The organism is Sellimonas intestinalis (assembly GCF_001280875.1).
Taxonomy (GTDB): Bacteria; Bacillota; Clostridia; order Lachnospirales; family Lachnospiraceae; genus Sellimonas; species Sellimonas intestinalis.
Genome location: NZ_LGAJ01000009.1, coordinates 207,291 through 231,833 on the forward strand (window position 1 = coordinate 207,291; position 24,543 = coordinate 231,833).

28 protein-coding genes are annotated in these 24,543 nt (G+C 45.5%); 20 read left to right on the forward strand and 8 right to left on the reverse strand.

Features of this window, described 5'->3' with window-relative positions; all coding sequences use genetic code 11:
- Window positions 1-22: 22 nt before the first annotated feature.
- The 3 genes from pheS to queA are packed head-to-tail and all read left to right on the forward strand — an operon-like array spanning window position 23 to window position 4,525.
- The gene (pheS, locus tag AOA56_RS10440; protein ID WP_024732124.1) at window positions 23-1,042 is read left to right on the forward strand and encodes a phenylalanine--tRNA ligase subunit alpha; all 1,020 of its coding nucleotides are present in this window, start codon (window positions 23-25) and stop codon (window positions 1,040-1,042) included.
- A gap of 21 nt (window positions 1,043-1,063) precedes the next feature.
- Window positions 1,064-3,481, forward strand: coding sequence for a phenylalanine--tRNA ligase subunit beta (gene pheT / locus AOA56_RS10445; protein ID WP_024732125.1), 2,418 nt, complete (start codon window positions 1,064-1,066; stop codon window positions 3,479-3,481).
- Between the two features lie 18 nt (window positions 3,482-3,499).
- Complete coding sequence (queA, locus tag AOA56_RS10450; protein ID WP_024732126.1) at window positions 3,500-4,525, forward strand: tRNA preQ1(34) S-adenosylmethionine ribosyltransferase-isomerase QueA; 1,026 nt, start codon at window positions 3,500-3,502, stop codon at window positions 4,523-4,525.
- Window positions 4,526-4,654: 129 nt separating this feature from the next.
- On the opposite strand, the gene AOA56_RS10455 is transcribed toward queA, so the two are convergent.
- A complete protein-coding gene (locus tag AOA56_RS10455; protein WP_024732127.1) occupies window positions 4,655-5,038 on the reverse strand; it encodes a helix-turn-helix domain-containing protein in 384 nt (127 codons plus the stop codon).
- A gap of 267 nt (window positions 5,039-5,305) precedes the next feature.
- On the opposite strand from AOA56_RS10455, the gene AOA56_RS10460 reads away from it, so the two are divergent.
- The 3 genes from AOA56_RS10460 (at window position 5,306) to AOA56_RS10470 (ending at window position 6,802) form a co-directional block, all read left to right on the forward strand.
- Window positions 5,306-5,692 carry a DNA glycosylase family protein gene (locus tag AOA56_RS10460; RefSeq protein WP_024732128.1) on the forward strand — a complete coding sequence of 129 codons (387 nt, stop codon included), beginning with the start codon at window positions 5,306-5,308 and terminating at the stop codon, window positions 5,690-5,692.
- Between the two features lie 121 nt (window positions 5,693-5,813).
- On the forward strand, window positions 5,814-6,353 hold the full coding sequence (locus AOA56_RS10465) for a methylated-DNA--[protein]-cysteine S-methyltransferase (RefSeq protein WP_024732129.1): 540 nt from the start codon (window positions 5,814-5,816) through the stop codon (window positions 6,351-6,353).
- On the forward strand, window positions 6,353-6,802 hold the full coding sequence (locus AOA56_RS10470) for a methyltransferase domain-containing protein (protein ID WP_238117722.1): 450 nt from the start codon (window positions 6,353-6,355) through the stop codon (window positions 6,800-6,802). The genes AOA56_RS10465 and AOA56_RS10470 overlap by 1 nt, the downstream gene beginning before the upstream one ends.
- A 77-nt stretch (window positions 6,803-6,879) precedes the next feature.
- Here AOA56_RS10470 and AOA56_RS10475 read toward each other — a convergent pair whose 3' ends face one another.
- Window positions 6,880-7,332 carry a GNAT family N-acetyltransferase gene (locus tag AOA56_RS10475; RefSeq protein ID WP_024732131.1) on the reverse strand — a complete coding sequence of 151 codons (453 nt, stop codon included), beginning with the start codon at window positions 7,330-7,332 and terminating at the stop codon, window positions 6,880-6,882.
- A gap of 123 nt (window positions 7,333-7,455) precedes the next feature.
- Here AOA56_RS10475 and AOA56_RS10480 point away from each other — a divergent pair, with 123 nt between their 5' ends.
- The 8 genes from AOA56_RS10480 (at window position 7,456) to AOA56_RS10515 (ending at window position 14,027) form a co-directional block, all read left to right on the forward strand.
- Window positions 7,456-7,644: a DUF6472 family protein gene (locus AOA56_RS10480; protein ID WP_024732132.1), complete on the forward strand. Its 189-nt coding sequence runs from the start codon at window positions 7,456-7,458 to the stop codon at window positions 7,642-7,644.
- A 31-nt stretch (window positions 7,645-7,675) separates the two neighbouring features.
- On the forward strand, window positions 7,676-8,320 hold the full coding sequence (locus AOA56_RS10485) for a sugar O-acetyltransferase (protein ID WP_024732133.1): 645 nt from the start codon (window positions 7,676-7,678) through the stop codon (window positions 8,318-8,320).
- 43 nt (window positions 8,321-8,363) lie between these two features.
- Window positions 8,364-8,828 (forward strand): GNAT family N-acetyltransferase, encoded by a 465-nt coding sequence (locus tag AOA56_RS10490; RefSeq protein ID WP_053769626.1) that lies wholly within the window; start codon window positions 8,364-8,366, stop codon window positions 8,826-8,828.
- 3 nt (window positions 8,829-8,831) lie between these two features.
- Entirely contained in the window at window positions 8,832-9,320 is a 489-nt protein-coding gene (locus tag AOA56_RS10495) for a GNAT family N-acetyltransferase (protein ID WP_053769627.1), read from the forward strand.
- Window positions 9,321-9,332: 12 nt separating this feature from the next.
- A complete protein-coding gene (locus AOA56_RS10500) occupies window positions 9,333-9,800 on the forward strand; it encodes an LURP-one-related/scramblase family protein (protein WP_024732135.1) in 468 nt (155 codons plus the stop codon).
- A gap of 336 nt (window positions 9,801-10,136) precedes the next feature.
- The gene (locus tag AOA56_RS10505) at window positions 10,137-10,598 is read left to right on the forward strand and encodes a hypothetical protein (RefSeq protein ID WP_147323648.1); all 462 of its coding nucleotides are present in this window, start codon (window positions 10,137-10,139) and stop codon (window positions 10,596-10,598) included.
- A 414-nt stretch (window positions 10,599-11,012) separates the two neighbouring features.
- A complete protein-coding gene (locus AOA56_RS10510; protein ID WP_082349968.1) occupies window positions 11,013-13,178 on the forward strand; it encodes a PTS sugar transporter subunit IIABC in 2,166 nt (721 codons plus the stop codon).
- 21 nt (window positions 13,179-13,199) lie between these two features.
- The gene (locus AOA56_RS10515) at window positions 13,200-14,027 is read left to right on the forward strand and encodes a PRD domain-containing protein (RefSeq protein WP_024732138.1); all 828 of its coding nucleotides are present in this window, start codon (window positions 13,200-13,202) and stop codon (window positions 14,025-14,027) included.
- A gap of 95 nt (window positions 14,028-14,122) precedes the next feature.
- Here AOA56_RS10515 and AOA56_RS10520 read toward each other — a convergent pair whose 3' ends face one another.
- Window positions 14,123-15,679 (reverse strand): ABC-F family ATP-binding cassette domain-containing protein, encoded by a 1,557-nt coding sequence (locus tag AOA56_RS10520; RefSeq protein ID WP_024732139.1) that lies wholly within the window; start codon window positions 15,677-15,679, stop codon window positions 14,123-14,125.
- Window positions 15,680-15,826: 147 nt separating this feature from the next.
- Here AOA56_RS10520 and AOA56_RS10525 point away from each other — a divergent pair, with 147 nt between their 5' ends.
- Both AOA56_RS10525 and AOA56_RS10530 read left to right on the forward strand, forming a co-directional pair.
- The gene (locus AOA56_RS10525) at window positions 15,827-16,321 is read left to right on the forward strand and encodes an NUDIX hydrolase (RefSeq protein WP_024732140.1); all 495 of its coding nucleotides are present in this window, start codon (window positions 15,827-15,829) and stop codon (window positions 16,319-16,321) included.
- Window positions 16,322-16,347: 26 nt separating this feature from the next.
- Window positions 16,348-17,316: a Gfo/Idh/MocA family protein gene (locus tag AOA56_RS10530; RefSeq protein ID WP_024732141.1), complete on the forward strand. Its 969-nt coding sequence runs from the start codon at window positions 16,348-16,350 to the stop codon at window positions 17,314-17,316.
- 70 nt (window positions 17,317-17,386) lie between these two features.
- Here the strand turns inward: AOA56_RS10530 and AOA56_RS15610 are convergent, their stop codons facing one another.
- The gene (locus tag AOA56_RS15610) at window positions 17,387-18,097 is read right to left on the reverse strand and encodes a gamma-glutamyl-gamma-aminobutyrate hydrolase family protein (RefSeq protein ID WP_082349960.1); all 711 of its coding nucleotides are present in this window, start codon (window positions 18,095-18,097) and stop codon (window positions 17,387-17,389) included.
- Between the two features lie 66 nt (window positions 18,098-18,163).
- On the opposite strand from AOA56_RS15610, the gene AOA56_RS10545 reads away from it, so the two are divergent.
- Both AOA56_RS10545 and AOA56_RS10550 read left to right on the forward strand, forming a co-directional pair.
- The gene (locus AOA56_RS10545; protein ID WP_053769628.1) at window positions 18,164-19,132 is read left to right on the forward strand and encodes a dipeptidase; all 969 of its coding nucleotides are present in this window, start codon (window positions 18,164-18,166) and stop codon (window positions 19,130-19,132) included.
- An 18-nt stretch (window positions 19,133-19,150) separates the two neighbouring features.
- Window positions 19,151-19,633 (forward strand): GNAT family N-acetyltransferase, encoded by a 483-nt coding sequence (locus tag AOA56_RS10550; RefSeq protein WP_024732145.1) that lies wholly within the window; start codon window positions 19,151-19,153, stop codon window positions 19,631-19,633.
- Between the two features lie 95 nt (window positions 19,634-19,728).
- On the opposite strand, the gene AOA56_RS10555 is transcribed toward AOA56_RS10550, so the two are convergent.
- The 4 genes from AOA56_RS10555 to AOA56_RS10570 all read right to left on the reverse strand — a co-directional run bounded on the left by AOA56_RS10555 (window position 19,729) and on the right by AOA56_RS10570 (window position 22,748).
- Window positions 19,729-20,139, reverse strand: a complete 411-nt coding sequence (locus tag AOA56_RS10555) for a hypothetical protein (protein ID WP_053769629.1) — start codon at window positions 20,137-20,139, stop codon at window positions 19,729-19,731.
- 45 nt (window positions 20,140-20,184) lie between these two features.
- Window positions 20,185-20,727, reverse strand: coding sequence for a GNAT family N-acetyltransferase (locus AOA56_RS10560; protein ID WP_024732147.1), 543 nt, complete (start codon window positions 20,725-20,727; stop codon window positions 20,185-20,187).
- Between the two features lie 81 nt (window positions 20,728-20,808).
- On the reverse strand, window positions 20,809-21,426 hold the full coding sequence (locus AOA56_RS10565; protein ID WP_024732148.1) for a non-canonical purine NTP pyrophosphatase: 618 nt from the start codon (window positions 21,424-21,426) through the stop codon (window positions 20,809-20,811).
- A gap of 92 nt (window positions 21,427-21,518) precedes the next feature.
- On the reverse strand, window positions 21,519-22,748 hold the full coding sequence (locus AOA56_RS10570) for an argininosuccinate synthase (RefSeq protein ID WP_024732149.1): 1,230 nt from the start codon (window positions 22,746-22,748) through the stop codon (window positions 21,519-21,521).
- 289 nt (window positions 22,749-23,037) lie between these two features.
- On the opposite strand from AOA56_RS10570, the gene argC reads away from it, so the two are divergent.
- Both argC and AOA56_RS10580 read left to right on the forward strand, forming a co-directional pair.
- Window positions 23,038-24,078: an N-acetyl-gamma-glutamyl-phosphate reductase gene (gene argC / locus AOA56_RS10575; protein ID WP_024732150.1), complete on the forward strand. Its 1,041-nt coding sequence runs from the start codon at window positions 23,038-23,040 to the stop codon at window positions 24,076-24,078.
- A gap of 7 nt (window positions 24,079-24,085) precedes the next feature.
- The gene (locus AOA56_RS10580; protein ID WP_024732151.1) at window positions 24,086-24,532 is read left to right on the forward strand and encodes a GNAT family N-acetyltransferase; all 447 of its coding nucleotides are present in this window, start codon (window positions 24,086-24,088) and stop codon (window positions 24,530-24,532) included.
- Window positions 24,533-24,543 lie beyond the last annotated feature (11 nt).

The following is a 24,543-nucleotide window of genomic DNA, read 5'->3' on the forward strand; positions in this document are numbered from 1 at the left end:
TGGTAGTTAAAGGAGGAACAACATGAAAGAAAAGCTTCAAAGCATCAGAGAAGAGGCGTTAAAGCAGATCCATTCTGCTGATATGCCGGAAAAATTAAATGATGTAAGAGTCAGATTTTTAGGAAAAAAGGGAGAGCTTACGGCCGTTCTTAAAGGAATGAAGGATGTTGCCGCTGAAGAGCGTCCTAAGGTTGGACAGATGGTCAATGAAGTTCGCCAGGAGATCGAAAGTATTCTGGATGAGACGAAGAAAAAGATGGATGAGAAGATCCGGGAGGAAAAGTTAAAAGCAGAAGTGATCGACGTCACCCTTCCGTCTAAGAAAAATGTAGTCGGACACCGTCACCCGAACACGATCGCCCAGGAAGAGGTGGAGAGAATCTTCGTGGGAATGGGATATGAAGTCATCGAGGGACCGGAAATTGAGTACGACCTGTATAATTTTGAAAAACTCAATATTCCGGCAGATCATCCGGCAAAGGATGAACAGGATACGTTCTATATTAACAAGGATATCGTCCTCAGAACCCAGACCTCCCCGGTACAGGCCCGTGTCATGGAACAGGGTAAACTTCCGATTCGTATGATTTCTCCGGGGCGTGTGTTCCGCTCTGACGAGGTGGACGCGACCCACTCCCCATCTTTCCATCAGATTGAAGGACTGGTTATCGATAAAAATATTTCTTTCGCTGACTTAAAGGGGACGCTGGAAGTGTTTGCAAAAGAGCTGTTCGGCCCGGAGACAAAGACAAAATTCCGTCCGCATCATTTCCCGTTCACAGAGCCAAGCGCCGAGGTGGACGTGACCTGTTTTAAGTGCGGAGGCAAAGGCTGCCGTTTCTGTAAAGGATCTGGGTGGATCGAAATCCTGGGCTGCGGGATGGTACATCCACACGTTCTTGAAATGTGTGGTATCGACCCGAATGAGTATACCGGATTTGCGTTTGGAGTAGGGCTTGAGCGAATCGCCCTTTTGAAATACGAAATCGACGACATGAGACTGCTGTACGAAAACGACATCAGATTCTTAAAGCAGTTCTAAGAGGAAGGGAGAACAGACAACATGAATACATCATTATCATGGATAAAAGCATATGTTCCGGATTTGAATGTGACAGAGCAGGAATATACAGATGCGATGACGCTGTCCGGAACGAAAGTAGAAGGATATGAAAAGATGGACGCGGATCTTGATAAGATCGTAGTCGGTCAGATCGAAAAGATCGAACGGCATCCGGATGCGGATAAGCTCGTCGTCTGCCAGGTTAATATCGGAAGTGAAAAGATTCAGATTGTGACAGGTGCCCCGAACGTAGAAGAGGGACAGAAAGTCCCGGTTGTTCTGGACGGCGGAAGAGTGGCAGGCGGCCACGACGGAAGCCTGACAAAAGGCGGTATTGAGATCAAAAAAGGGAAATTAAGAGGCGTGGAGAGCTGTGGCATGATGTGCTCTATCGAGGAATTGGGCTCTACAAGAGACATGTACCCGGAAGCGCCGGAAAACGGAATCTATATCTTCCCGGACGACGTGGAAGTGGGAGCGGACGCAGTGGAAGTATTGGGACTGCGCGATGCGGTATTTGAATATGAAGTGACGTCAAACCGTGTAGACTGTTTCAGCGTCATAGGAATCGCAAGAGAGGCGGCAGCAACTTTTGGAAAAAGTTTTTATCCTCCGATTGTACCAGAGACTGGAAACGACGAGGATGCTTCCGATTATATCAAGGTAGAAGTAAGGAATCAGGAACTTTGCTCGCGTTATTGTGCGAGAGTGGCAAAAAATATCAAAATCGGCCCGTCACCGGAATGGATGCAGAGAAGACTTGCTTCCGTTGGTATCCGTCCGATCAATAATCTGGTTGATATTACCAATTATGTGATGGAAGAATACGGACAGCCGATGCACGCATATGACCTGGATACGATTGCGGGACATCAGATCATTGTCAGAAATGCAGAAGACGGTGAGACATTTACCACACTGGATGGACAGGAAAGACAGCTTGACCGGGATGTCCTGATGATCTGCGACGGAGAAAAATCCATCGGAATCGCTGGAATCATGGGAGGGGAGAATTCCATGATTACAGATCATGTTCACACCGTTTTGTTTGAGGCGGCATGTTTTGATGGAACCAACATCCGGAAATCCAGCAAACGTGTGGGACTGCGTACGGACGCATCCGGAAAGTTTGAAAAGGGACTGGACCCGAATAATGCAAAAGCAGCTATCGACCGTGCATGCCAGCTCTTAGAAGAGATGGGAGCTGGAGAAGTGGTAGGCGGGATTGTGGATGTTTACAGCAAGGTAAAGGAGCCTGTACGGGTGCCGTTTGACGAAAACGCCGTCAATCAGCTTCTGGGAACTGATATTTCCAAAGAAGACATGATTGCTTATCTGGAGAAGGTAGAGCTTGCATACGATGAAGCAACAAATGAGATCGTAGCGCCAACTTTCCGCCAGGACATTTTCCGCCTTGCGGATCTGGCAGAAGAAGTAGCAAGATTTTATGGATACGACAATATTCCGACCACCCTTCCAAGAGGAGAGGCGACGATCGGAAAACTGTCGTTTAAACAGCGCATTGAGGCGGCAGCAAGAAATATTGCGGAATTCTGTGGATTCAGCCAGGGTATGAGCTACTCTTTTGAAAGTCCGAAAGTATTTGATAAGCTTTTGCTTCCAGAGGACGCACCGGAACGTCAGGCAATCGAGATCTCCAATCCTCTGGGAGAAGACTATAGTATTATGCGTACGATTTCTTTAAATGGAATGTTGACTTCTCTTGCAACAAACTTTAATCGGCGAAATAAAGACGTCAGATTGTATGAGCTTGGTAATATCTATCTGCCGAAGACTCTTCCACTCACAGAACTTCCGGAAGAGAGAATGCAGTTTACCCTTGGTATGTACGGAGAGGGAGACTTCTTCAGTATGAAAGGCGTTGTAGAAGAATTTTTTGAAAAAATCGGTATGCACAAAAAGGAAGTATACGATCCAAATGCAGGAAAGCCGTTCCTCCATCCGGGACGACAAGCGAACATTCTTTATGACGGAACCGTGGTAGGTTATCTTGGAGAAGTCCATCCGGCCGTGGCGGAAAACTACGGAATCGGCGGACGCGCCTATGTCGCGGTTCTCGATATGCCGGAGATCATAGTACGTGCAACCTTTGACAGAAAGTACACAGGAATCGCCAAATTCCCGGCTGTGACCAGAGATATCAGTATGGTTGTACCAAAGGAAATTCTGGTAGGACAAATCGAGGAAATGATTGAGCAGAGAGGTGGTTCCATTCTGGAAAGCTACCATCTGTTTGACCTGTACGAAGGGGCTCAGATTAAAGAAGGACATAAGTCCGTTGCATATTCCATCGTATTCCGTGCAAAAGACAGAACGCTTGAAGATGCTGACGTGACAAAGGCTATGAAGAAAATCCTGAACGGTCTGGAAAGTATGGGAATCGAGCTGAGACAGTAAAGAGGGAATCGGGCCATGATGAAAAAAGAAGATTTTTATTTTAAACTTCCCGAAGAATTGATTGCTCAAGATCCGCTGGAAGACCGATCCGCTTCCAGGCTCCTTGTCCTTGACAAGGAGTCCGGGAAGATCGAACATAGAATGTTCCGGGATATCAAAGCATATCTAAAGCCCGGGGATTGCCTGGTGATTAATGACACGAAAGTCATTCCGGCAAGGTTGATCGGATCCAAAATCGGAACCGATGCTAAGATCGAAATTTTACTTTTAAAGAGAAAGGAAAATGATATCTGGGAGACTCTTGTCAAGCCAGGGAAAAAGGCAAAACCGGGTACAAAAATCAGTTTTGGAGAAGGCCTTCTTATCGGTGAGGTGATCGACGTCGTAGAAGAGGGAAACCGTCTGATTCAGTTTTCTTATCAGGGGATTTTTGAGGAGATTTTGGATCAGCTTGGACAGATGCCTCTCCCACCGTACATTACTCATCAGCTTGAGGATAAGAACCGTTATCAAACCGTGTATGCAAAACACAGCGGATCTGCGGCGGCGCCGACAGCAGGATTACATTTTACACCAGAGCTTCTGAAAGAGATCAAAGAAAGTGGTGTGGATATCGCCCATGTCACTCTCCATGTGGGACTTGGTACATTCCGTCCGGTCAAGGTGGAAAATATTCAGGAACACCATATGCATTCAGAATTTTATCATATCGAGGCATCCGAGGCGGAAAAGATCAACCGGGCCAAACGGGGAGGACACCGTATCATCTGTGTGGGTACGACGAGCTGTAGGACCATTGAGTCTGCGGCAAAGCCAGATGGGACGCTATCGGAGTGCAGCGGATGGACAGAGATCTTCATCTATCCGGGATATCAGTTCAAAGTACTGGACTGCCTTTTGACAAACTTCCATCTGCCGGAATCCACGCTGATTATGCTGGTCAGCGCTCTGGCGGGAAGAGAGCATGTGCTCCATGCTTATGAAGAGGCGGTAAAGGAGCAGTATCGATTCTTCAGCTTTGGGGACGCGATGTTGATTGTTTAAAAGAAAATAAGATATGACGGGTGAAAATGGAAAAACCTGGCGGTTTAGGATAAGGAACTGTCAGGTTTTTTACGTGATGAATCTATATGTCCGAAAGGATGTAATCGGTTGCAAGGGTAGTGCAGATGGTTATGGTTTTCTGTTCAGAAAGATCAGGAGCATCTGCCTGTCATTTTCACTTGCATCACGGAAATTTTCGATCAGGTTTACTTCCTGATCCGTAAGATATAGCGTGTGGATGTGATCGACAGTTTCGCTATGACGGTATTTATAGATGGGCATAGATTCCCGGATCTGGTCGGCATGAATGTTGCCTGCAATAAGTTCGTCCAAAGTGACCTGATAAAATCGGGAGAGATGAACCAGTGTATTCAGATCCGGCTCCCGAAGTGCCTGCTCGTAGTGAGAGTATGCCTGTCTGGTAATATTCAAAAAAGTACTTACGTCTTGCTGGGTATAGTTGTATTTTTTGCGAAGTGTTTTTAAATTTTTTGCAAGCTGTACATTTGCCATAACATACCTCCAGTTTCTTAGCAGTATATCAGTTTTTTGCTGTAAATTCAGAGGATGTAACAAAATGTATCTTAATGATGAAATGCAACGAAGTGTTGCGATATGAATAGAGCTGCTGTAGCGTTTTTATGTGTGTGTTATTTTGTTGTGTCCTTGTTTGGATATATTATGATAGTATTGGACGATATTTTGGTATTGCATTGTCTTAAATTATGATACTATTATATTGTTTAATAAGAGTAGAGCCAAGTCGGGGGTTAAGCGGGTATGTTTTTCCAGTATGGTGAAAAAGAAATTACATACTTAAAACAAAAAGATAAATGCCTTGCGGAAGTGATCGATAAAATCGGAAAAGTCGAGCGTGAGGTTGACGGCGATTTGTTTTCTTCGGTTATTCATCATATTATTGGTCAGCAAATTTCTACAAAGGCACAAGCAACAATATGGAAGAGAATGAAAGAAAATCTTGGCGTAGTAAATGACGATACCATTCTTACTGCGGGGATTGAACGTTTACAGACCTTTGGAATGACTTTCAAAAAAGCGGAGTATATCATGGATTTTGCGGTGAGAGTACGAAGTGGTGGTTTTGATTTACAGGGCATTTGGGAGAAAACGGATAATGAAAGATTACGCTCCCAAAACAGGAAATAAGAAAAGTGAACGAACACGAAAAATTACGAGCAATCCAAAACAGGGATAGACCACACCTATACCATGTCTGATAGAATAAAAGCCCGTGCGGACTCTGATGAATATATGGAGGTATAAGCTTATGACCTATACAAATCACTATGATTCACCTTTAGGAGGTATCACACTTTCCAGTAATGGAACAGAACTTACAGGCCTTTGGTTTGACGGACAAAAATATTTTGGCGATACACTTCCGAAACACTATGAAGAAAAGTCTTTGCCGATATTTGAGCAGTCTGCCCGTTGGCTGAATATTTATTTTAGTGGTAAAGCGCCCGATTTCACGCCGCCGCTATCTATGCAGACAACGCCGTTTCGTAAAGCGGTATGGGAAGTGATGTTGACTATTCCATTTGGAAAGACAATGACTTACGGTGAAATTGCGAAAAGAATAGCACAACAAAGAGGGCTATCTAAAATGTCTGCACAAGCTGTCGGCGGTGCTGTGGGACATAATTCTATTTCTCTCATTATTCCCTGTCATCGTGTTGTCGGTACGAACGGAAGCCTGACAGGATATGCCGGCGGCATTGAGAAAAAAGTGCAGTTGTTAACATTAGAAAAAACAGATATGTCCTTATTTTTCGTACCGAAGAAAGGAACAGCTTTGACATTGTAATCTCTCGCCTTGCTTTTCATCATTTTCCCAATCCAAAATGTTGTTTTTCAGAAATGGCAAGGGTTTTGAAAACAGGTGGTAAGCTGGTTGTCATTGATATGGAAGCGGCCGAAGAAGCATTGCGTAATACAGAAAATGAGATAGAAACATTGCGTGATCCCTCGCATGTGCGTAAATTGAGCAAGGAGGAATTTACAGAAATGTTCCGAAAGAACTGTTTGTCCATTATGACATTGGAGTGCACGGAACTTCCTGTTTCGTTATCCGCTTGGCTAAATCTCACAAATACACCTGCGGAGATATGCGCAGACATATCCAAACGGCTTACAGATGAAATGAAAGGCAATGGATTAACAGGTTTTCATTCTTATCAAAAAGATGGAGAAATATATTTTCATCAACGATGGCTTATGATGATCGGGAAAAAGGAAGGAAATTATTATCAATGAAAAGTTGCCCTTGTTTTGGTTTGTAAGAGTAAAATCAAAGGCAAACAGATAAGCTTGAGAGACCAATGATTTTTGGATCAAGACAGCTCTTTCCGATACACCTTAGATTGCACACCTACGGCATTTTCCATCATGTCGTAAAAGGAAAAGCCATATTTTTCATAAAGTCCGGTTTCCCCGGTGGCAACGAACACTTCTTCAGCCCCATCATTTCGGGCAGTTTCACATGCAAAATTTAATAGCGTTCTCATGTAATGGCGCCCTCTGTAAGCAGGATAGGTATAGACAAATCCAATCCATGGAGACTTGTCCGTCTTTTTGATATCATCTACATCCGATAAGGTACAAAATGCCGCAAGTTTTGTGCCATCTGTCAAAAGAAACAGTCTCACATGTTCTCCGCAAAATTTATGTATCTGGTTCGTGGTCAGCAGTTCATACAGAAATTGTCCGGCGGGCCAGTCGCATGTTTGAATCATTGCAAGCCAGTGTGTCCGGTCCTTCGATCGAAAAAATTCTTTGATTTCCATAAGATTCTCCTTTTATCCGGTTTTTTTCATTTTACACCATTTTCAGGGGAAATCAAATACTTTTCTTGGAATACGGTATATGATACACTGATGATAATAAGATAGGGAGAAGGGAGTAAAATCATGCGGAAAGGATCGACGCAAAGCTGCAATAGTTGTGCTTATTATATTTTTGACGAGGAATATGGCGAATATATCTGTGACGTTGCCATGGACGAAGATGATTATATGAGACTTCAGCTAGAGCCTCATTACTCTTGTCCGTATTACCATAATGGAGACGAGTACCGAATTGTGAGGAAACAGATGTAAATGGATAGTAAGTAGAAAAGAGGAGAGGCTTATGAAAGAGGAAGAAAAAATTTTTGCAGGTTATATGTTTGATCCGAGAAAACAGGAGCTAAGAGAAATCAAGCATAAAGCGCATGAAGCATGTCGGCAGTATAATGTTTTGGATGAATATGACCCGCGGCGGGAGGAGATTCTCAGGGGTATGCTGGGAAAGGTAGGACAGGTGTTTTATTTTCAGGGTCCTGTTCAGTTTAATTACGGTTCGCATACTTTTATTGGAGAAAATTTTTTTGCCAATTTTAATTTAACAGTGATGGATGACGGGAAAATTATAATTGGAGATCATGTTTGCTTTGGACCAAATGTTTCTTTGATGGCGACCTCTCATCCATTGATTTCCCAGGAAAGGATGGGACTGAATCAGGAAGGGAAAACTACAATGGCAGAATATGCTCCGGAGATCGTGATTGGGAATCAAGTGTGGATTGCATGCAACACGGTTGTTCTTGGCGGAGTCCATATAGGGGATGGGGCTGTGATCGGTGCGGGAAGTGTAGTGACGAAAGATATCCCGGCACATTACTTGGCATTTGGAAATCCGTGCAGACCGATTCGTCCAATTACGGAAGCAGACAGTAAGCGATCCTTGATTTTACCGGAAGATCAAGAGCATTTTTTCTATAATTTTAAGCAGTAGAAGTTGAATATAACAGCGAAGATAAAAAGGAGAGCAAAGTGTTATGATAAATGGATTTCGGATCATCAATCTGAGAGAATCCCCAGAGAGAAAACAGGAGGCGGCAGACTGGTTTCATCAAAAGTGGAAGGTACCTCTGGAGGAATATGAGAAAAGTATGGAGAAAAGCCTTACGGGGGAAGCGGCAGTTCCCCAGTGGTATCTGACAATCAGGGGAAAGGAGATCATCGGTGGGCTTGGTGTGATTGAAAATGATTTTCACGATCGGAAAGATCTGGCGCCTAACGTCTGTGCCGTGTATGTAGAAGAGCCATACAGGCGCCGGGGAATTGCCGGAAACATGCTGGCTTATGTATGTGGGGATATGAAAGCACGGGGTATCTCCACTCTTTATCTCATCACAGATCACGATACATTCTATGAGCGTTATGGATGGAAATTCTATTGTATGGCTCAAGGTGACGGAGAAGAGAAGATGTCAAGGATGTATATCCATCAGGAGGAGTAAGAGATGCTTATAGGAGGAGAAAAGGAAGGTGATAGTCTCAGGATTCGAGAGTATCGCAAGGAGGATGGCCCGGTACTGGCAAAGCTTTTCTACCAGACTGTACATACTGTCAATGTGGCTGATTATACCAAGATTCAGCTTGATGTCTGGGCGCCCAAAAAGAGAGATTTGAAAGCATGGAACGCGTCTTTTTTACGTCACCGGACGGTGGTGGCAGAACTAGGCGGACAGATTGTGGGATTTGGGGATATGGACAAAACCGGGTATCTGGATCGGCTGTATGTCCACCGGGACTTCCAGGGACGACATATCGCCACGGCGATCTGCAATGAACTGGAAAGACAATCTGGAGTGAATCGGTTCGAAACTTACGCTTCCATCACAGCGCGACCGTTTTTTGAATCAAGGGGGTACGAGGTGATACGGGAACAGGAAGTAAAGCGGAGTGGAGTCACTCTGAGAAACTATGTTATGTGCAAAAGAAAAAAGTAAAGGAGAAAAAGTATGAAATTGTTAATCAAACAGAGGGTATTTTCATGGACGGATACCTATGATATTTACGATGAGGATGGGAATGTCCGTTACTTTGTAAAGGGAGATTTTTTCTCTATCGGACACAGATTGAGAGTGTTTGATAGTTCTCAGAACGAGATCGGTCTGATTCAGGAAAAGCTGCTTCACCTGCTCCCGACCTTTGAGGTTTATGTAGGTGGTCAGTTTTACGGAAAAGTTTCCAGAAAAATAACATTCTTACGGCCCAAATACATAGTGGATTACAATGGATGGGAAGTAGAGGGCAATATGATGGGATGGGAGTACGATGCTTATGCTGGCGGGGTTCCGGTCATGCATATATCGAAAGAGATTTTCCACTGGGGAGACACTTATGTGATAGATATTGCTAATTCTGCAGATGAAATGATGGCTCTGATGCTGGTACTGGCGATTGATGCCGCAAACTGCCAGTCCTAAAGGAATATACAGATGAGGTGGAGGCGGATAGTCGAAGCGGAAGAAGACAAAGAAATCAGGTACGATGCGGGAAGAAAGCAGAAAACCGGATTGACAAGTAAATGCAAATGTGTTATAGTCGTTCCAAGCAATGGAAAGGGAGTAGCTTAAGCCTTCTTCGGAAGGTCGATTTGTAATCGTCAGCCGGTACCGAGAGGTACCCGTAGCAAATGAGATAGCAAGACTTTTATTGTGACAGATGTCATGATAGAAGTCTTTTTTTGTATTGGGGACTGTTTACAATTTCGAAAGGTATCTTTCAGCGCTTCCGATGATTATTTCATATGGGCATTTTTCATGGCAGAAGCCAGCAGATTAAATGTAGGAGAGGAAAACGATATGGGAGAAGTTCGTTTAAAAGAGGATTTAAGGTGTGCAGAGGAGTCAGGAGAGCAGGCACTTGCGAGTCTATACGCAGTAAGAGCAAAGTTAAATAGTGCGAAGAAATGGGGAATTCTGGACATCTTTGGTGGAAATCTGATCAGTTCTTATGTGAAACATTCCAAAATCAACGAAGTGGAGGGACTGATTGAGCAGTCCAGAATGAAACTGACGGATTTTCAGAAGACTCTGCGAGGCGTGGAGATCCCGGCGGAGCTCAAGATGGAAGTAAGCAGTTTCCTGACATTTGCGGATTTTGCTTTTGATAACCCAGTTACAGATTACCTTGTACAGACGAAATTGCAGACACTTGGTGAGGAGGTCGAGGATACGATTCAGTTGATGGAAACGCTGCTGGAACACATCCGTGAGCAGTAAGAAAAGGGAATAGAAAATAAAATGTCTCTGTCTAATAATCATCGAGCTACCATTTTATTTAGAATATTTTATGCAGGCGCTGATGCCATTCAGGGCGAAAGCTTGTTAAGCATTAGGCAGTACCCGGTAAAAACGTAGAATTGCAAATACGGTTATAGAATTAAAGAAAAATTAAAAAAAGATTGACAGAACTACAGGTGTACGTTATACTGGCAACAGTAAAGAAAATAAGATAGCGTGTTACTGAATTTCAGGCATGAACTATCCTTTGTATTTCGTTTAGAAGACGAAGTGTAAAAAGGACAGTTCATGCTTTTTTGTTCTCAGAAAAGGGATGGGGGAATGGGGAGTTTCCTGAGTTTGGGTACAAAGCAGGGAAAAACATGCTGTCACAGGAAGGGAAAGGAGACCAACATGAAAGACAAAATTTTTGGTGTGCTTCAGAGAATCGGGCGAAGCTTTATGCTCCCGATCGCGATTCTCCCGGTTGCGGGCCTTTTGCTTGGAATCGGAAGTTCGCTGACAAACGCAACGACGATCGAGACCTACAATCTGACGGGCATCCTGGGAGAAGGAACGATTTTAAATGCGCTATTTACCATTATGACGAAGGCGGGGAATGCGATTTTTGATAATCTGCCGATCATTTTTGCTGTAGGAGTCGCAATCGGTATGGCAAAAAAAGAGAAAGAAGTTGCGGCGCTTTCCGCAATGATTGCATTTCTTGTAATGAATGTTACGATCAATGCACTGCTCCAGATCGACGGAACCGTGCTGGCAGACGGAACCATCTCTGAAGATGTGTTAAGTGGTACGGTCGCAAGTGTACTTGGTATCCAGACATTGCAGATGGGTGTGTTCGGCGGGATTATCGTCGGACTTGGCGTGGCGGCGCTTCACAATAAGTATTACAAAATCACGCTGCCGAATGCGCTGTCCTTCTTCGGTGGCTCCCGGTTTGTACCGATTATTTCCACTCTGGTATATGTTGGAGTCGGAATTCTTCTGTTTTTTGTATGGCCGTTTGTGCAGAATGGAATTTACGCACTGGGAGGACTGGTGACGGGAACCGGATATTTCGGAACATTGATCTTCGGTATTATCAAGCGTGCTCTGATTCCATTTGGCCTGCATCATGTATTTTATCTTCCGTTCTGGCAGACTGCTGTGGGCGGAACAATGGAAGTAGCAGGACAGCTTGTACAGGGAGGACAGAATATTTTCTTTGCCCAACTGGCAGATCCAAGCACCGTACATTTCAGTGCGGACGCAACGAGATATTTCTCGGGTGAATTTATTTTTATGATTTTCGGACTTCCGGGGGCGGCTCTTGCCATGTATCACTGTGCGAAACCGGAAAAGAAAAAACAGGCGGGCGGGCTTCTGCTCTCCGCGGCACTGACCTGTATGCTGACAGGAATTACAGAACCTTTGGAATTTTCGTTCCTGTTTGTAGCGCCATTGCTGTTTGGCGTCCAGGTCGTGCTGGCAGGCTCGGCGTACATGATCGCACACATGTTAAATATTGCCGTGGGACTGACATTTTCCGGTGGATTGATCGATCTGTTTATTTTTGGAATTCTGCAGGGTAATGCGAAGACGAACTGGATGCTCATTATTCCGGCAGGTGTTATTTATTTTATCCTGTACTATGTAATATTCCGTTTCCTGATTCAGAAGTTTCAGTTCAAAACTCCGGGACGGGAAGATGGAGACGGCGAGACAAAACTCTATACAAAGGCCGATTATAAGGCAAGACAGGGAGAGCAGACAAAAAGCGGGGATCCGGCAGGCGATGAGAGAAGTATTCTGATCACGCAGGGACTTGGCGGAAAGAAAAATATTTCCGATGTGGACTGCTGCGCTACAAGACTGCGGTGTACTGTTGTGAAACCGGAGCTGGTGAACGACCAAATTCTAAAACAAACGGGTCCGTCCGGAATTGTAAAGAAGGGACAGGGGATTCAGATAATTTATGGCCCGTCCGTAACGGTAGTCAAATCTAATCTGGAAGACTATCTTGTAAACGCGCCGGATGAAGAGTATCTTGCGCCGGATGAAGAAAACGTAGAGGAAAAAGAGGTGCGGGAAACAACGCCCCAAAATACAGAAGCAAAGACAACGAAAAAAGTATTATGTTCTCCATTTACCGGAGAGGTGCATCCGATTGCTGATACGCCGGATGAGGCGTTTGCCGGCAAGATGATGGGAGACGGATATATGGTGATGCCGGTGGAAGGTGTGGTCTATGCTCCGGAGGACAGCAATGTAACATTTGTATTCCCGACGAATCATGCGATTGGTCTGACAACGGTTGACGGAGTAGAGTATCTGCTTCATATCGGGGTGGATACAGTGAAGCTGGAAGGAAAAGGCTTTGAAATGTTTGTAAAAGACGGGGATTTTGTGAAAAAGGGAGACAAACTGATGGCTTTTGATATACAATATATAAAAGAGCATGCGAAATCCGAAGCCTGCATTGCGGTATTCACGGGATTGACAGAAGAGGAAGAAGTTGTGATGAAAAGATCCGGCCATGTAAACGAGCAGGAGGAGATAGCGGAAATCGTAAGCTGCTGATTGTAAAGGAGCTTATGTCAGATGTATCGAATAATCAAAGTGTTAAATAATAATGCAATCCTGGCACTGGATCAGGAAAAGAAGCGGGAAATCATTCTGCTTGGAAACGGAATCGGCTTTGGCAAGCATCCGGGCGAAGAGATCAAGATGATACAAAGTGCGAAGATCTATACGCTGGTGACAAAGAAGAAGCAGACGTCTGCCTTGAAAGTCGTCAATGGGATCAAGCCGGTATACCTGGAGGCCACAGGCAGAATTCTGGAGGAAGCGGAGAGGGTATTTGAGAAAGTCAGCCATGATTCCCTGCTTCCACTGGCAGACCATATCGCCCTTGCGGCGAAACGGGCAGAGGAGAAAATGCAGATTCCGAATCCGTTCACCCCGGATATCAAAGTATTATTTGAGAAAGAATATAAAGTCGCCCTTAAGGGCAGAGAAATCATCCGGGAGATGACAGGGGCTGAGATTTCGGACGATGAGGTAGGATTTATTTCCCTGCACATCCATTCGGCACGATCTGATGAGAAAGTCTCCGAGACACTGGATAATACAAGGCTTATCAACGAGGGGATCCGCATGATTGAAGAATATTTCCAGATTGATCTGGAGCAGGATTCTTTAGGGTATAACCGGATGATGAGCCACATCTACTATATGCTTGTGCGGACGAGAAAAGGTGAGCAGGTAAAGGCGGATTTGAATGATTTTGTTCAGGTAAAATATCCGAAAGAATTTGCGGCGGCAGAGAAAATCTGTGCCTGGATAGAACAAGAACTGAAAAAGGAAGTCAGGATCGAAGAGATCGGATTTCTTGCAATCCACATTTTGCGGATTGTAAATCGGGAATAGCCCGGGCGAATCGGAAAATCCTGAAAGATTCTCCCCGCAGGGAACATCAAACTGGTCGTTTGATCCGGAGTCCTGCGGGGAGATTTTATGTCTTTTTATATGATTTTCGTCGTCCATTTGGTACAGTCCCAGACTTCCGATACAACGTCCCGGTAAAACTCCGGTTCGTGGCAGATCAGAAGAAGACTTCCCCGGTATTCCAGGAGCGCTTTTTTCAAGGAATCTTTTGCGTCCGTATCCAGATGGTTGGTCGGCTCATCCAGAAGCAGAAGATTGGTATCACGGTTTACGAGTTTGCACAGACGGACTTTAGCCTGCTCCCCTCCGCTTAATACCCGGATCTGGCTTTCGATATGTTTGGTTGTCAATCCGCATTTGGCGAGAGCGGACCGTACCTCATATTGGGTAAAGGATGGGAATTCGGCCCAGATTTCATCAATACAGGTAGCAGAATTTTCACCCTTTACTTCCTGTTCAAAATAGCCGATCTGAAGATTTTCACCCAGTTCACATGACCCGCTAAGCGACGGGATCAATCCTAAAATACTCTTTAAAAGTGTCGTCTTTCCGATTCCGTTTGCCCCGGTCAATGCAATTTTCTGTCCACGGTCCATGGAAATGGACAGTGCTTTGGAGAGAGGCTCGGTGTACCCGATCACCAGATCCCTTGTCTCAAAGAGGATACGCCCCGGAGTCCTTCCGTAACGGAAATGAAATTCCGGTTTTGGCCGCTCTGTTCCCAGCTCAATCTTCTCCATCTTGTCCAACTTTTTTTGGCGGGACATCGCCATGTTTCGTGTGGAGACACGCGCCTTATTGCGGGCCACGAAGTCTTTGAGTTCATTGATTTCCTGTTGTTGACGACGGTAGGCCGCCTCAAGCTGCGCTTTTTTAACCGCGTACACTTCCTCGAAGTGACTATAGTTTCCCACATACCGGTTCAGTTCCTGATTTTCCATATGGTAGATGATGTTGACAACATCGTTTAAAAACGGAATGTCATGGGAAATCAGAATAAAGGCACTTTCGTATTCCTGGAGATAGCGCTTCAGCCAGGAAATATGCTCCTCATCCAGGTAGTTGGTCGGCTCGTCCAGCAAAAGGATGTCCGGTTTCTCCAGCAGAAGCTTTCCAAGCAGAATCTTGGTCCGCTGGCCTCCGCTTAAATCTGTTACGTCCCGCTCCAGGCCGATATCCAGAAGACCAAGTGCTCTTGCGACTTCCTCCACTTTGCTGTCGATGGTGTAGAAATCGTGCATGGTCAGCATGTCCTGGATCGTCCCAAGCTCTTCCATCATGGAAGTCATCTCTTCCTCAGATACGCTTCCAAGACGATCACAGATTTGGTTCATCTGTTCTTCCAGATCAAAGAGCCAGGAAAAAGCGGATTTCAGCACGTCCCGGATGGTCATCCCTTTTTTCAGAACGGTATGCTGATCGAGGTAGCCGGCACGGACGTGTTTTGCCCACTCAATCTTACCCTCATCCGGTGTCAAATGGCCGGTAATCATATTAAAAAAGGTGGACTTTCCCTCACCGTTTGCTCCGACAAGCCCGATGTGCTCGCCCCGGAGAAGGCGGAAAGAAACGTCCGAAAAGAGCGCACGGTCACCAAAACCGTGTGTCAGATGTTCTACAGTTAAAATACTCATACAATAAAACTCCTTGTTCTACAGTCTTTTCCTATTGTACAGGAAGTCTGCCTTTTTGTCATCAGAAAAAGAGAAGAGAATCTTACCGGCAGCTTGTCTTAAGAGGAAAATCTGGTACAATAAAAGTAGAGTGAAAGGAGACTTACTGTGAAAAACATACCAGAAGAATTTCAAAAAGATTATATCAGAACAATGCGGAAGATGATCGGGCACGCACCGCTTGTGATGACAGCATGTGGAGTGCTGATCGAAAATCCGAATGGAGAATTACTCTTACAGCGCCGGAAGGATAATGGACTTTGGGGGCTTCCCGGAGGGGCAATGGAACCGGGAGAAACGTTTGAGGAGGCTGCCAGAAGAGAGGTAAGAGAGGAAACGGGACTTCTTGTAGGGGAACTGAAGCTGGTTGGAATTTATTCCGGACCGGATCAGATTCTTACTTATCCCAATGGGGACGTTTGCTGCTATACGGGGATTGTATTCTATACTACCCAGTTTATGGGAGAGCTGCTGCAAGAGACGAATGAGACGTGGGAACATCGCTTTTTTGCAAAAAGCGAGATCCCGGATACAGTTACCTCGTATGATCGCCGAATGGTAGATCGCTGGATTTCCGGGGAGAAAGAGCTTGTAATCATATAAAAATAACACGATAGGAGGCAGATACAGTGAAAGTAGGAATTATTGGAGCAGGCGGGATCGCCGTTACTATGGCAAGGACACTGAATCAAATGGAGGACGCTACGGCGTATGCGGTAGCGTCCCGGTCGTTAGAAAAGGCAGAGACCTTTGCAAAGGAACACCAGGTGGAAAAGGCATATGGATCTTATGAAGAGATGTTACAGGATCCGGAGGTAGAGCTTGTCTATGTGGCGACTCCCCATTCCCACCATTATGAGTGTATGAAGCTGGCGCTTTGCTATGGAAAACCGGTTCTCTGTGAGAAAGCGTTCACCGCCAATGCAGAGCAGGCGGAAGAGATTTTGAGTATCTCTGAGGAGAAAAAGCTGTTTGTCGGGGAGGCCATGTGGACGCGGTTTCTTCCATCAAGGAAGATGATTGATGAGGTGGTTTCCTCCGGGGAGATCGGACAGGTACATATGATTACCGCAAATCTGGGATACGACATCCGCATGGTGGAAAGATTGCGGAATCCGGCTCTGGCAGGTGGCGCGCTTCTGGATGTAGGTATTTACCCGCTGACGTTTATTCGAATGATTACGAGTTCGAAGATCACCTCCATAGATACGTCCTGCGTGAAACTGGAAACCGGGGTAGATGCTCAGAATACAGTGACTTTTGTCTTTGAAGACGGATGTATGGCAACGATGCACAGTAGTATGCTTGGAGGTACGGAGCAGGCGGGAATCGTGTATGGAGACAAGGGATATTTGATTGCATGGAATATCAATAATGTCAGTCATATCCAGATCTTTGACAACGACCGGAAACTGCTTAGGGAAGAGAAAGTTCCGGCCCAAATCACGGGATTTGAGTATGAAGTCCGGGCGGCTATGGAGGCAATCCGGGACGGCAAAATGGAATCTCCGCAGATGCCTCACAGCGAAACCCTGTATATGATGCGGCTCATGGACGGCTTACGAAAGAGATGGGGCGTCCGGTATCCGTTTGAATAACAGCAAAGATTCATATAAAATAGGATCCGCTGTCATAGAAGGTCGCTTGATGAGAATTAGCCAGGATTCATCAGCATGCTTCAAGGAAAGAGGAAAAGATTCGGCTCATTTTCCGGGAGGAAAGGTACATACATTCCGGGTGCCACTGGACGCCAAGGAGAAACGGGTGCGATTCGTCTTCAATGGCTTCGATCACTCCGTCCGGAGATACAGCACAGACGCGAAGACCGGATCCGGGTTCCTTGACAGCCTGATGGTGAAAGCTGTTGACTTTTGCCTGTTTACCGATGAGGTGGGAGAGGAGAGTCTGCTCTTCGCTCTGGATCAGGTGAACCGGATCATGCCGAAACATGGCATTGGGATTATGGTTAAAGAAGCTCGGATTTTCGGACAGATCCTGATAGATCGTGCCGTGGCAGGCAAGATTTAATATCTGCATCCCCTTGCAGATCCCAAGTACGGGTTTGTCAGAATGATGGAATAGAAAAGACGCAAAATCGAGCTGAAAGCGGTCGAATTCATAGTCCGTAGCGCCAAGATGGCGGGAAGGCATCTGATCGAACAACAGGGGGGTGACGTCCTCGCCTCCGCAGAAAAGAAAACCATCGCAGCGTTTCCAGCACGCATGGAAAAAAGAGACGTCTGCATCTTCGAAGAAGGGAATCAGAAAAGGGAGACCACCGTGATCTGCAATCGCCTGAATATAGGGGAGACTTACAAAGACGCGTCCGCGTTCTCTGGCGCAGACAACGATACCAATGGAAGGGGATTTCTGTTTCATATCTGATTTCCTTTCTGATTATATTAGATTATAATGGTATCAGTTTATGAAAGGGAGTCGTTTCTTATGAATCTGATTGACATGCACTGTGACACAATCTGTGAATTGCTTTCGGAGAAAACGCCGGGTCAGGATCTGAAGAAGAATAATCTGAAAGTAGATATAGAAAAACTGAAAAAGGGAGGTTCGGCGGCTCAGTTTTTTGCCTGTTTTGTGGCAATGGATGAATTTCTGGGGAAGTCCAGGTATGAGCAGGCATATGAATATGTCAGAAGAATGGCGGCTTATTTGAAAAAGCAGATCTGGATTTATTCCGACGACATCGCTTTTGCCGGAAAAGGAGCTGATCTGGAAGAAAACCGGAAAAAGGGGAAACTGTCAGCATTTCTGACATTGGAGGAGGGAGGCGTCATCCACGGGGATCTGGACCGGGTAAAGGGACTTTACGATATGGGAATCAGGCTCATCACACTGACGTGGAATTATGAAAACTGTATCGGGTATCCTAACAGCCGGGATCTGAAGGACATGGGAAAAGGACTGAAACCGTTTGGATTTTCTGTGATCGATGAGATGAACCGTCTCGGTATGATCGTCGACGTCTCCCATTTGTCGGAGGGTGGATTTTGGGATGTGGTGTCCCACAGTAAGACTCCTCCGGTGGCATCCCATTCAAATGCGAGAGCGCTTCGGGATCATCCTCGTAATCTGTCTGACCGCCAGATCCGGACTTTGGCGGAGAAGGGAGGCGTTGCAGGGTTGAATTTTTATCAGAATTTCTTGGGAGAGAGCGGTTCATGCCGAATCGATGAGATGGTCGGACATGTCCGGCATATGTACCGCATCGGTGGAGAGGATTTTGTGGCGGTGGGGACGGATTTTGACGGATTTAGCGGGGCGAAAGAGATGGAGATTTCAGATATCGGGGAGATGCCACTGCTATCCGAGGCGTTAAAAAAGTCGGGATTTACCTGGCGGCAGATTGAAAAGATCTGGTATGGAAATGCAAAGCGGATGATTGACACCGTTTTATGACGGGAAAGGGTGAAAAGTATGAAGATACGAAAAGCTGAGAAAAAGGATTTGGCGGACGTTGCCCGTATCCACGTGGAGGCGTGGAAAAGTGTTTATCGTGGGATCATGCCTGATGAAGTATTGGACGCAAGGAATCTGGATGCACAGCAAATCGTGTGGGGAGAAGAGCTCGATAAAGGTGCAAAGCTGTATGTCTGTGAACAGGAGGGGAATATCGTAGGATTTGCTTCGGGGCATGAGGTGGATGCATTTCATGCGGAGATTGACACCCTCTATTTTCAGGAGAGTGACAGGGGGAAAGGATACGGCTTGCAGATGTTGGATTATATGAGGCATGTCTTAGGAGAAGAGAAACAAATTTCCCTTTGGTGTGTGAAAGAAAATCCTAACAGAACATTTTATGAGGCCAATGGAGGAGAGACGGGATTGGAGAAAACAGTACAAATTGGCGGGAAAGAGATTGCCGGAATCCAATATCTTTTTGAGAAGCGAAGGAAATGACATAGAATTATCAAAAGCGGTTCGTCTGTTTTGGATGAACCGCTTTTATAAACAGATTTCTGTTGTACGATTGTAAAGGCTGCTTTTGGTGCCAATCACAGGGGTGATTCTCCGCTGTCATAGACATTCTTATCATCATGCAAGATTGGGATATCGGACACCCTGGAAAAGGACATGGTTTTCGATCCTGTATCCAGTTCCATCTGACTGTCGCTAAGCGTCCGGATCGTCCAGCCTTTCAATTTCCCGGTCAGAATTTTCCCGGTATTGGATTTGTATGTATATTCATACGTGCCTGTATAATGTACAGAAGAGTCTCCGTCCACTTCATCATAATAATAGATGTTTTCACTAATATCGAATGAGATATGAGAAAAGGAAACGTCGTCGTTTTCATAGCATCCATGCAGGGCATATTCATGGTGTACCGTTTTAGAATAAATAAAAATGAAACCAATGACAAATAGAATACCGGACAAAATGACAAGGTATAATTTCTTCTTCATTGTTTCTTCTCCCTTTTTATCCGTATATAGCAGGTCATACAGATATTACCGGCTTCCTTCATTTACTGTAATCCAATACCGCTCAAAGTTGACCTGGCCTTCCGGCTCATAGACAGTACCGTCATAGATACCGCCGTTTGCCAGGATCGTTTTTCGGCTTGCGGTATTGGTATCCATACAGCAAACCAACACACGGTCAAGGCCGAGACTGCGGCAGTATGGAAGACAGTCATGGAGCATCTTTGTTGCATATCCTTTCTGCCGTTCACTTGGGCGGATGGAATAGCCGATATGTCCGCCGTAAGTTTCCAGAAATGGAGTGAATGTGTGACGAATCTGGATCGTTCCAAGAATCTTCTGGTCGGATTCTCTTACATAGATAAATTGGGTAGATGGAACCATATCCTCAGGAATGTCTTCTCCGAGTTCAAAACGCTGAGTGTGAACTACCCACTGGGCCGGGTCTTCCATGTCAGCCAGGGGGCCGCAGCCATTTAACGGACTGCCGAGATCAAGAAATTCCTGACGGTAAGCACGAATCTCATCGGAAAAGGAGAGGTTCGGTCTTATTAAAGTTAGTTTTTCCAACTGATTTCCCTCCTTGCAGATATTATATATTTATTTTAACAGGAATAGAGTGGGAAATCTACTGCAAATTATATGCCCAAGCTATCTGTGTTCTGGATGGCAGTGAGCCCGGAAAAACTGGTAGTATCCGGTGTGAACTGCCGAGGAGTCTACGACTCTGTCCGGGAGATCGTAGTAGTATTTCCGGGTAGCGATATCCAGGGAAAGCCGATCCAGGGGATAGCCGGGAACTCGCTTAGAATGTGGGGTATCTGTCAGGAGAAACGGTTCTGTCCATAGGGATTCATCTATACTCTGATAAATATGTTCCGGATCAAGGATAAGACAGATGGCGTTTTTGTATCGGCCGGTCAGAAGACCACCGTGGATTCTGGCAAGATTGGCATAGTATGCCGTCATTTCCTCATCGTTCAGGGAGCGCCCGCCGACCCGGCGGATGTGGGTTCCAGGCTGAAGATCAGGTGAAAGATCTCCAAAGTACAGTCCACTGTCGCAGGAAAAGACAGGGAGATGGAAGGTGTCATAGTACGTATGTGCTTTTAAAACCGCATTTTCCAGGGGATCGTTTCCGGTTTCTTCTACCTCCGGAATCCGAGTGTTAAGATCACGCAGCCCGATCATATCAATGGAAAGTTTGTCAAGTACTTGTTTCATGGAAGAGAGTTTGGCAGGATTTGTCGTACCGTATAATAATCGCATTTGCTTTTACCTCAAAAATCAGAAAATATCAAAACTCCCGGAGAAGGATGATTCCCCGGAAGTCTGGTTTGGCTGTATGTTTTCGTGTTGTACTATTTTTGGTTGTGTTTTTCTTCCATCAGCTTCATGGCACGCACTTTCAGCGGCAGTCCGAACAGATTGATGAATCCGTCCGCATCGTGGTGGTCGTAGAGATCACCGGTTGTGAAGCTTGCGAGGGATTCGCTGTACAGAGAGTATGGGGAGGTCGTTCCGGCCTTGATAATATTGCCTTTGTACAGCTTGAATTTCACTTCTCCTGTCACATACTCCTGTGTGGATGTTACAAAAGCCTGGATTGCCTCCCGAAGCGGTGTGAACCATTTCCCTTCGTATACAACCTGAGCCAGCTTATTGGCAAGGTTTTTCTTTACTTCGTGCGTCGCACGGTCAAGAACAAGCTCTTCAAGCTGCTGGTGTGCTTCCATCAGGATTGTTCCGCCAGGTGTTTCATAAACGCCGCGGGATTTCATTCCAACAACACGGTTTTCTACGATATCGATGATACCAATACCGTGTTTGCCGCCAAGACTGTTGAGTTCTGTGATGATCTCGGACAGTTTCATCTCTTTCCCATTCAGACTCTTCGGAATCCCTTTTTCAAATGTCATGGTGACATCTTCCGGCTGATCCGGTGCCTTTTCCGGCGTCACACTGAGCACAAGCAGATCATCGTAGTTCGGAGCCAGAGAAGGATCTTCCAGTTCCAGTCCTTCGTGGCTGATGTGCCAGAGGTTCCGGTCGCGACTGTAGCTGTGTTTTGCGTCGAACGGCAAGTCAATACCATGCTGTTTGCAGTATTCGATTTCATCTTCACGGGACTGCATGGTCCACAGATCAGTCATTCTCCAAGGAGCGATGATCTTAAGGTCCGGAGCCAGGGCGGTAATACCAAGCTCAAAACGGATTTGGTCGTTTCCTTTTCCGGTTGCGCCGTGACAGATTGCTACTGCGTTTTCTTTCCTTGCGATCTCAACGAGCTTTTTCGCAATTCCCGGACGAGCCATTGCTGTGCCGAGCAGATATTTGTTCTCATAGACAGCACCGGCTTGTACGCAAGGCATAATGTAGTCTTCGCAGAACTCATCCACGATATTTTCAATGTAGAGCTTGCTTGCGCCGGACATCTTTGCGCGCTCTTCCAATCCGTCCAATTCTTCCCCCTGCCCACAGTCAATGCAGCAGCAGATGACGTCGTAGTTAAATGTTTCTTTCAGCCATGGAATGACGGCTGTCGTATCCAGGCCTCCTGAATATGCGAGTACCACTTTTTCTTTCATAATCTATATTCCTCCTGAATTTGATGTTCCGATTCACATGTGTTACTATACACCTTTTTTTATAATTATGCAATACATAAATGCGGAAATTAGAAAAATGGGATGAGATTTTTTAATATAGATGCATAATTCACAAAAAAATATTCACGAAATAAGAATAATTATACAAAAAAGATGCGTATTTATACTTGCGAAAGGAAAAAACAGGTTGTATACTAAAGACTACAAGTAACATTGCTCGATTCCAGAGGAGCGTTCTATATGATTTTATAGAAAGAAAGGAACGAAAAATATGATAAAAGCAGGAATCATCGGGGCGACTGGATATGCCGGAGGAGAACTGGTCCGGATCCTGATGGGTCACAAGGACGTGGAGGTCAAATGGTACGGTTCCAGAAGCTATATCGATCAGAAATATGCGGCAGTATACCAGAATCTGTTTCAGATAGTAGAGGGCGTCTGCAAAGATGATAATATGGAAGAACTGGCGAATCAGGTGGATGTGATCTTCACAGCGACGCCGCAGGGGTATTGTGCTTCTTTATTAAAAGAAGAGATTTTATCCAAAGTTAAAATCATTGATCTAAGTGCGGACTTCCGTATCAAAGACCAGAAGGTTTATGAAGAGTGGTACAAGATCGAGCACAAAAGTCCGCAGTTTTTACCGGAAGCGGTGTACGGACTGTGTGAAATTAACCGGGAGAAGATCAAGGGGGCAAGAATTCTGGCAAATCCGGGATGTTATCCGACTTGCTCGATTCTTTCCATCTATCCGCTTGCCAGAGAAGGATTGATCGATATGAATACGCTGATTATCGACGCAAAGTCCGGAACATCCGGAGCGGGAAGAGGAGCTAAGGTAGATAATCTTTACTGTGAGGTCAATGAAAATATCAAGGCTTACGGCGTAGCGACTCACCGGCATACACCGGAGATCGAAGAGCAGCTTACCCTTGCGTCTGGGACAAAGACGGTACTGAATTTCACGCCTCATCTTGTACCGATGAATCGGGGCATCCTTGTGACGGCATATGCTTCATTGAAAAGAGAAGTTTCCTATGACAAGGTAAAAGAGATTTACGACCGTTACTATGCAGGCGAGCAGTTTGTCCGGGTACTGGAAAAGGGCGTCTGCCCGCAGACCAAATGGGTAGAGGGAAGTAACTATGTAGACGTAAATTTCCAGATTGATCCGCGCACAGGCAGAGTGATTATGATGGGGGCGATGGATAATCTGGTGAAAGGAGCAGCAGGACAGGCGGTACAGAATATGAACTTGATGTTTGGACTTCCGGAGAAGGAAGGACTGAATCTGGTGCCGATGTTTCCATAAAAGAAAGATGAAGATTCGAGAAATGACAATCGAGGATTACGATCAGGTCTACCATCTCTGGAAAACAATCCACGGATTCGGAATTCGAAGTATTGACGACTCCAGAGAAGGGGTAGAGCGGTTTTTGAAGAGAAATCCTACATCCAGCGTAGTGGCAGAAGAGGATGGTAAAATCGTAGGCTGTATTCTCTGTGGACACGATGGGAGACGGGGCTGTTTTTACCATGTCTGTGTTGAGGAGTCCTACCGTAAACATGGCATCGGCCGGCAGATGGTGGGGGCGTCCATGAGGGCGTTGCAGGCAGAAGGGATTAACAAGGTGTCCCTCATCGCATTTACGAAGAACGATGTAGGAAATGCGTTTTGGAACCGTATTGGCTGGACGAAGCGGGAAGATCTGAATTATTACGATTTTACTTTGAATGAAGAAAACATCACTGTGTTTATTGAATAATCATGTTTTAG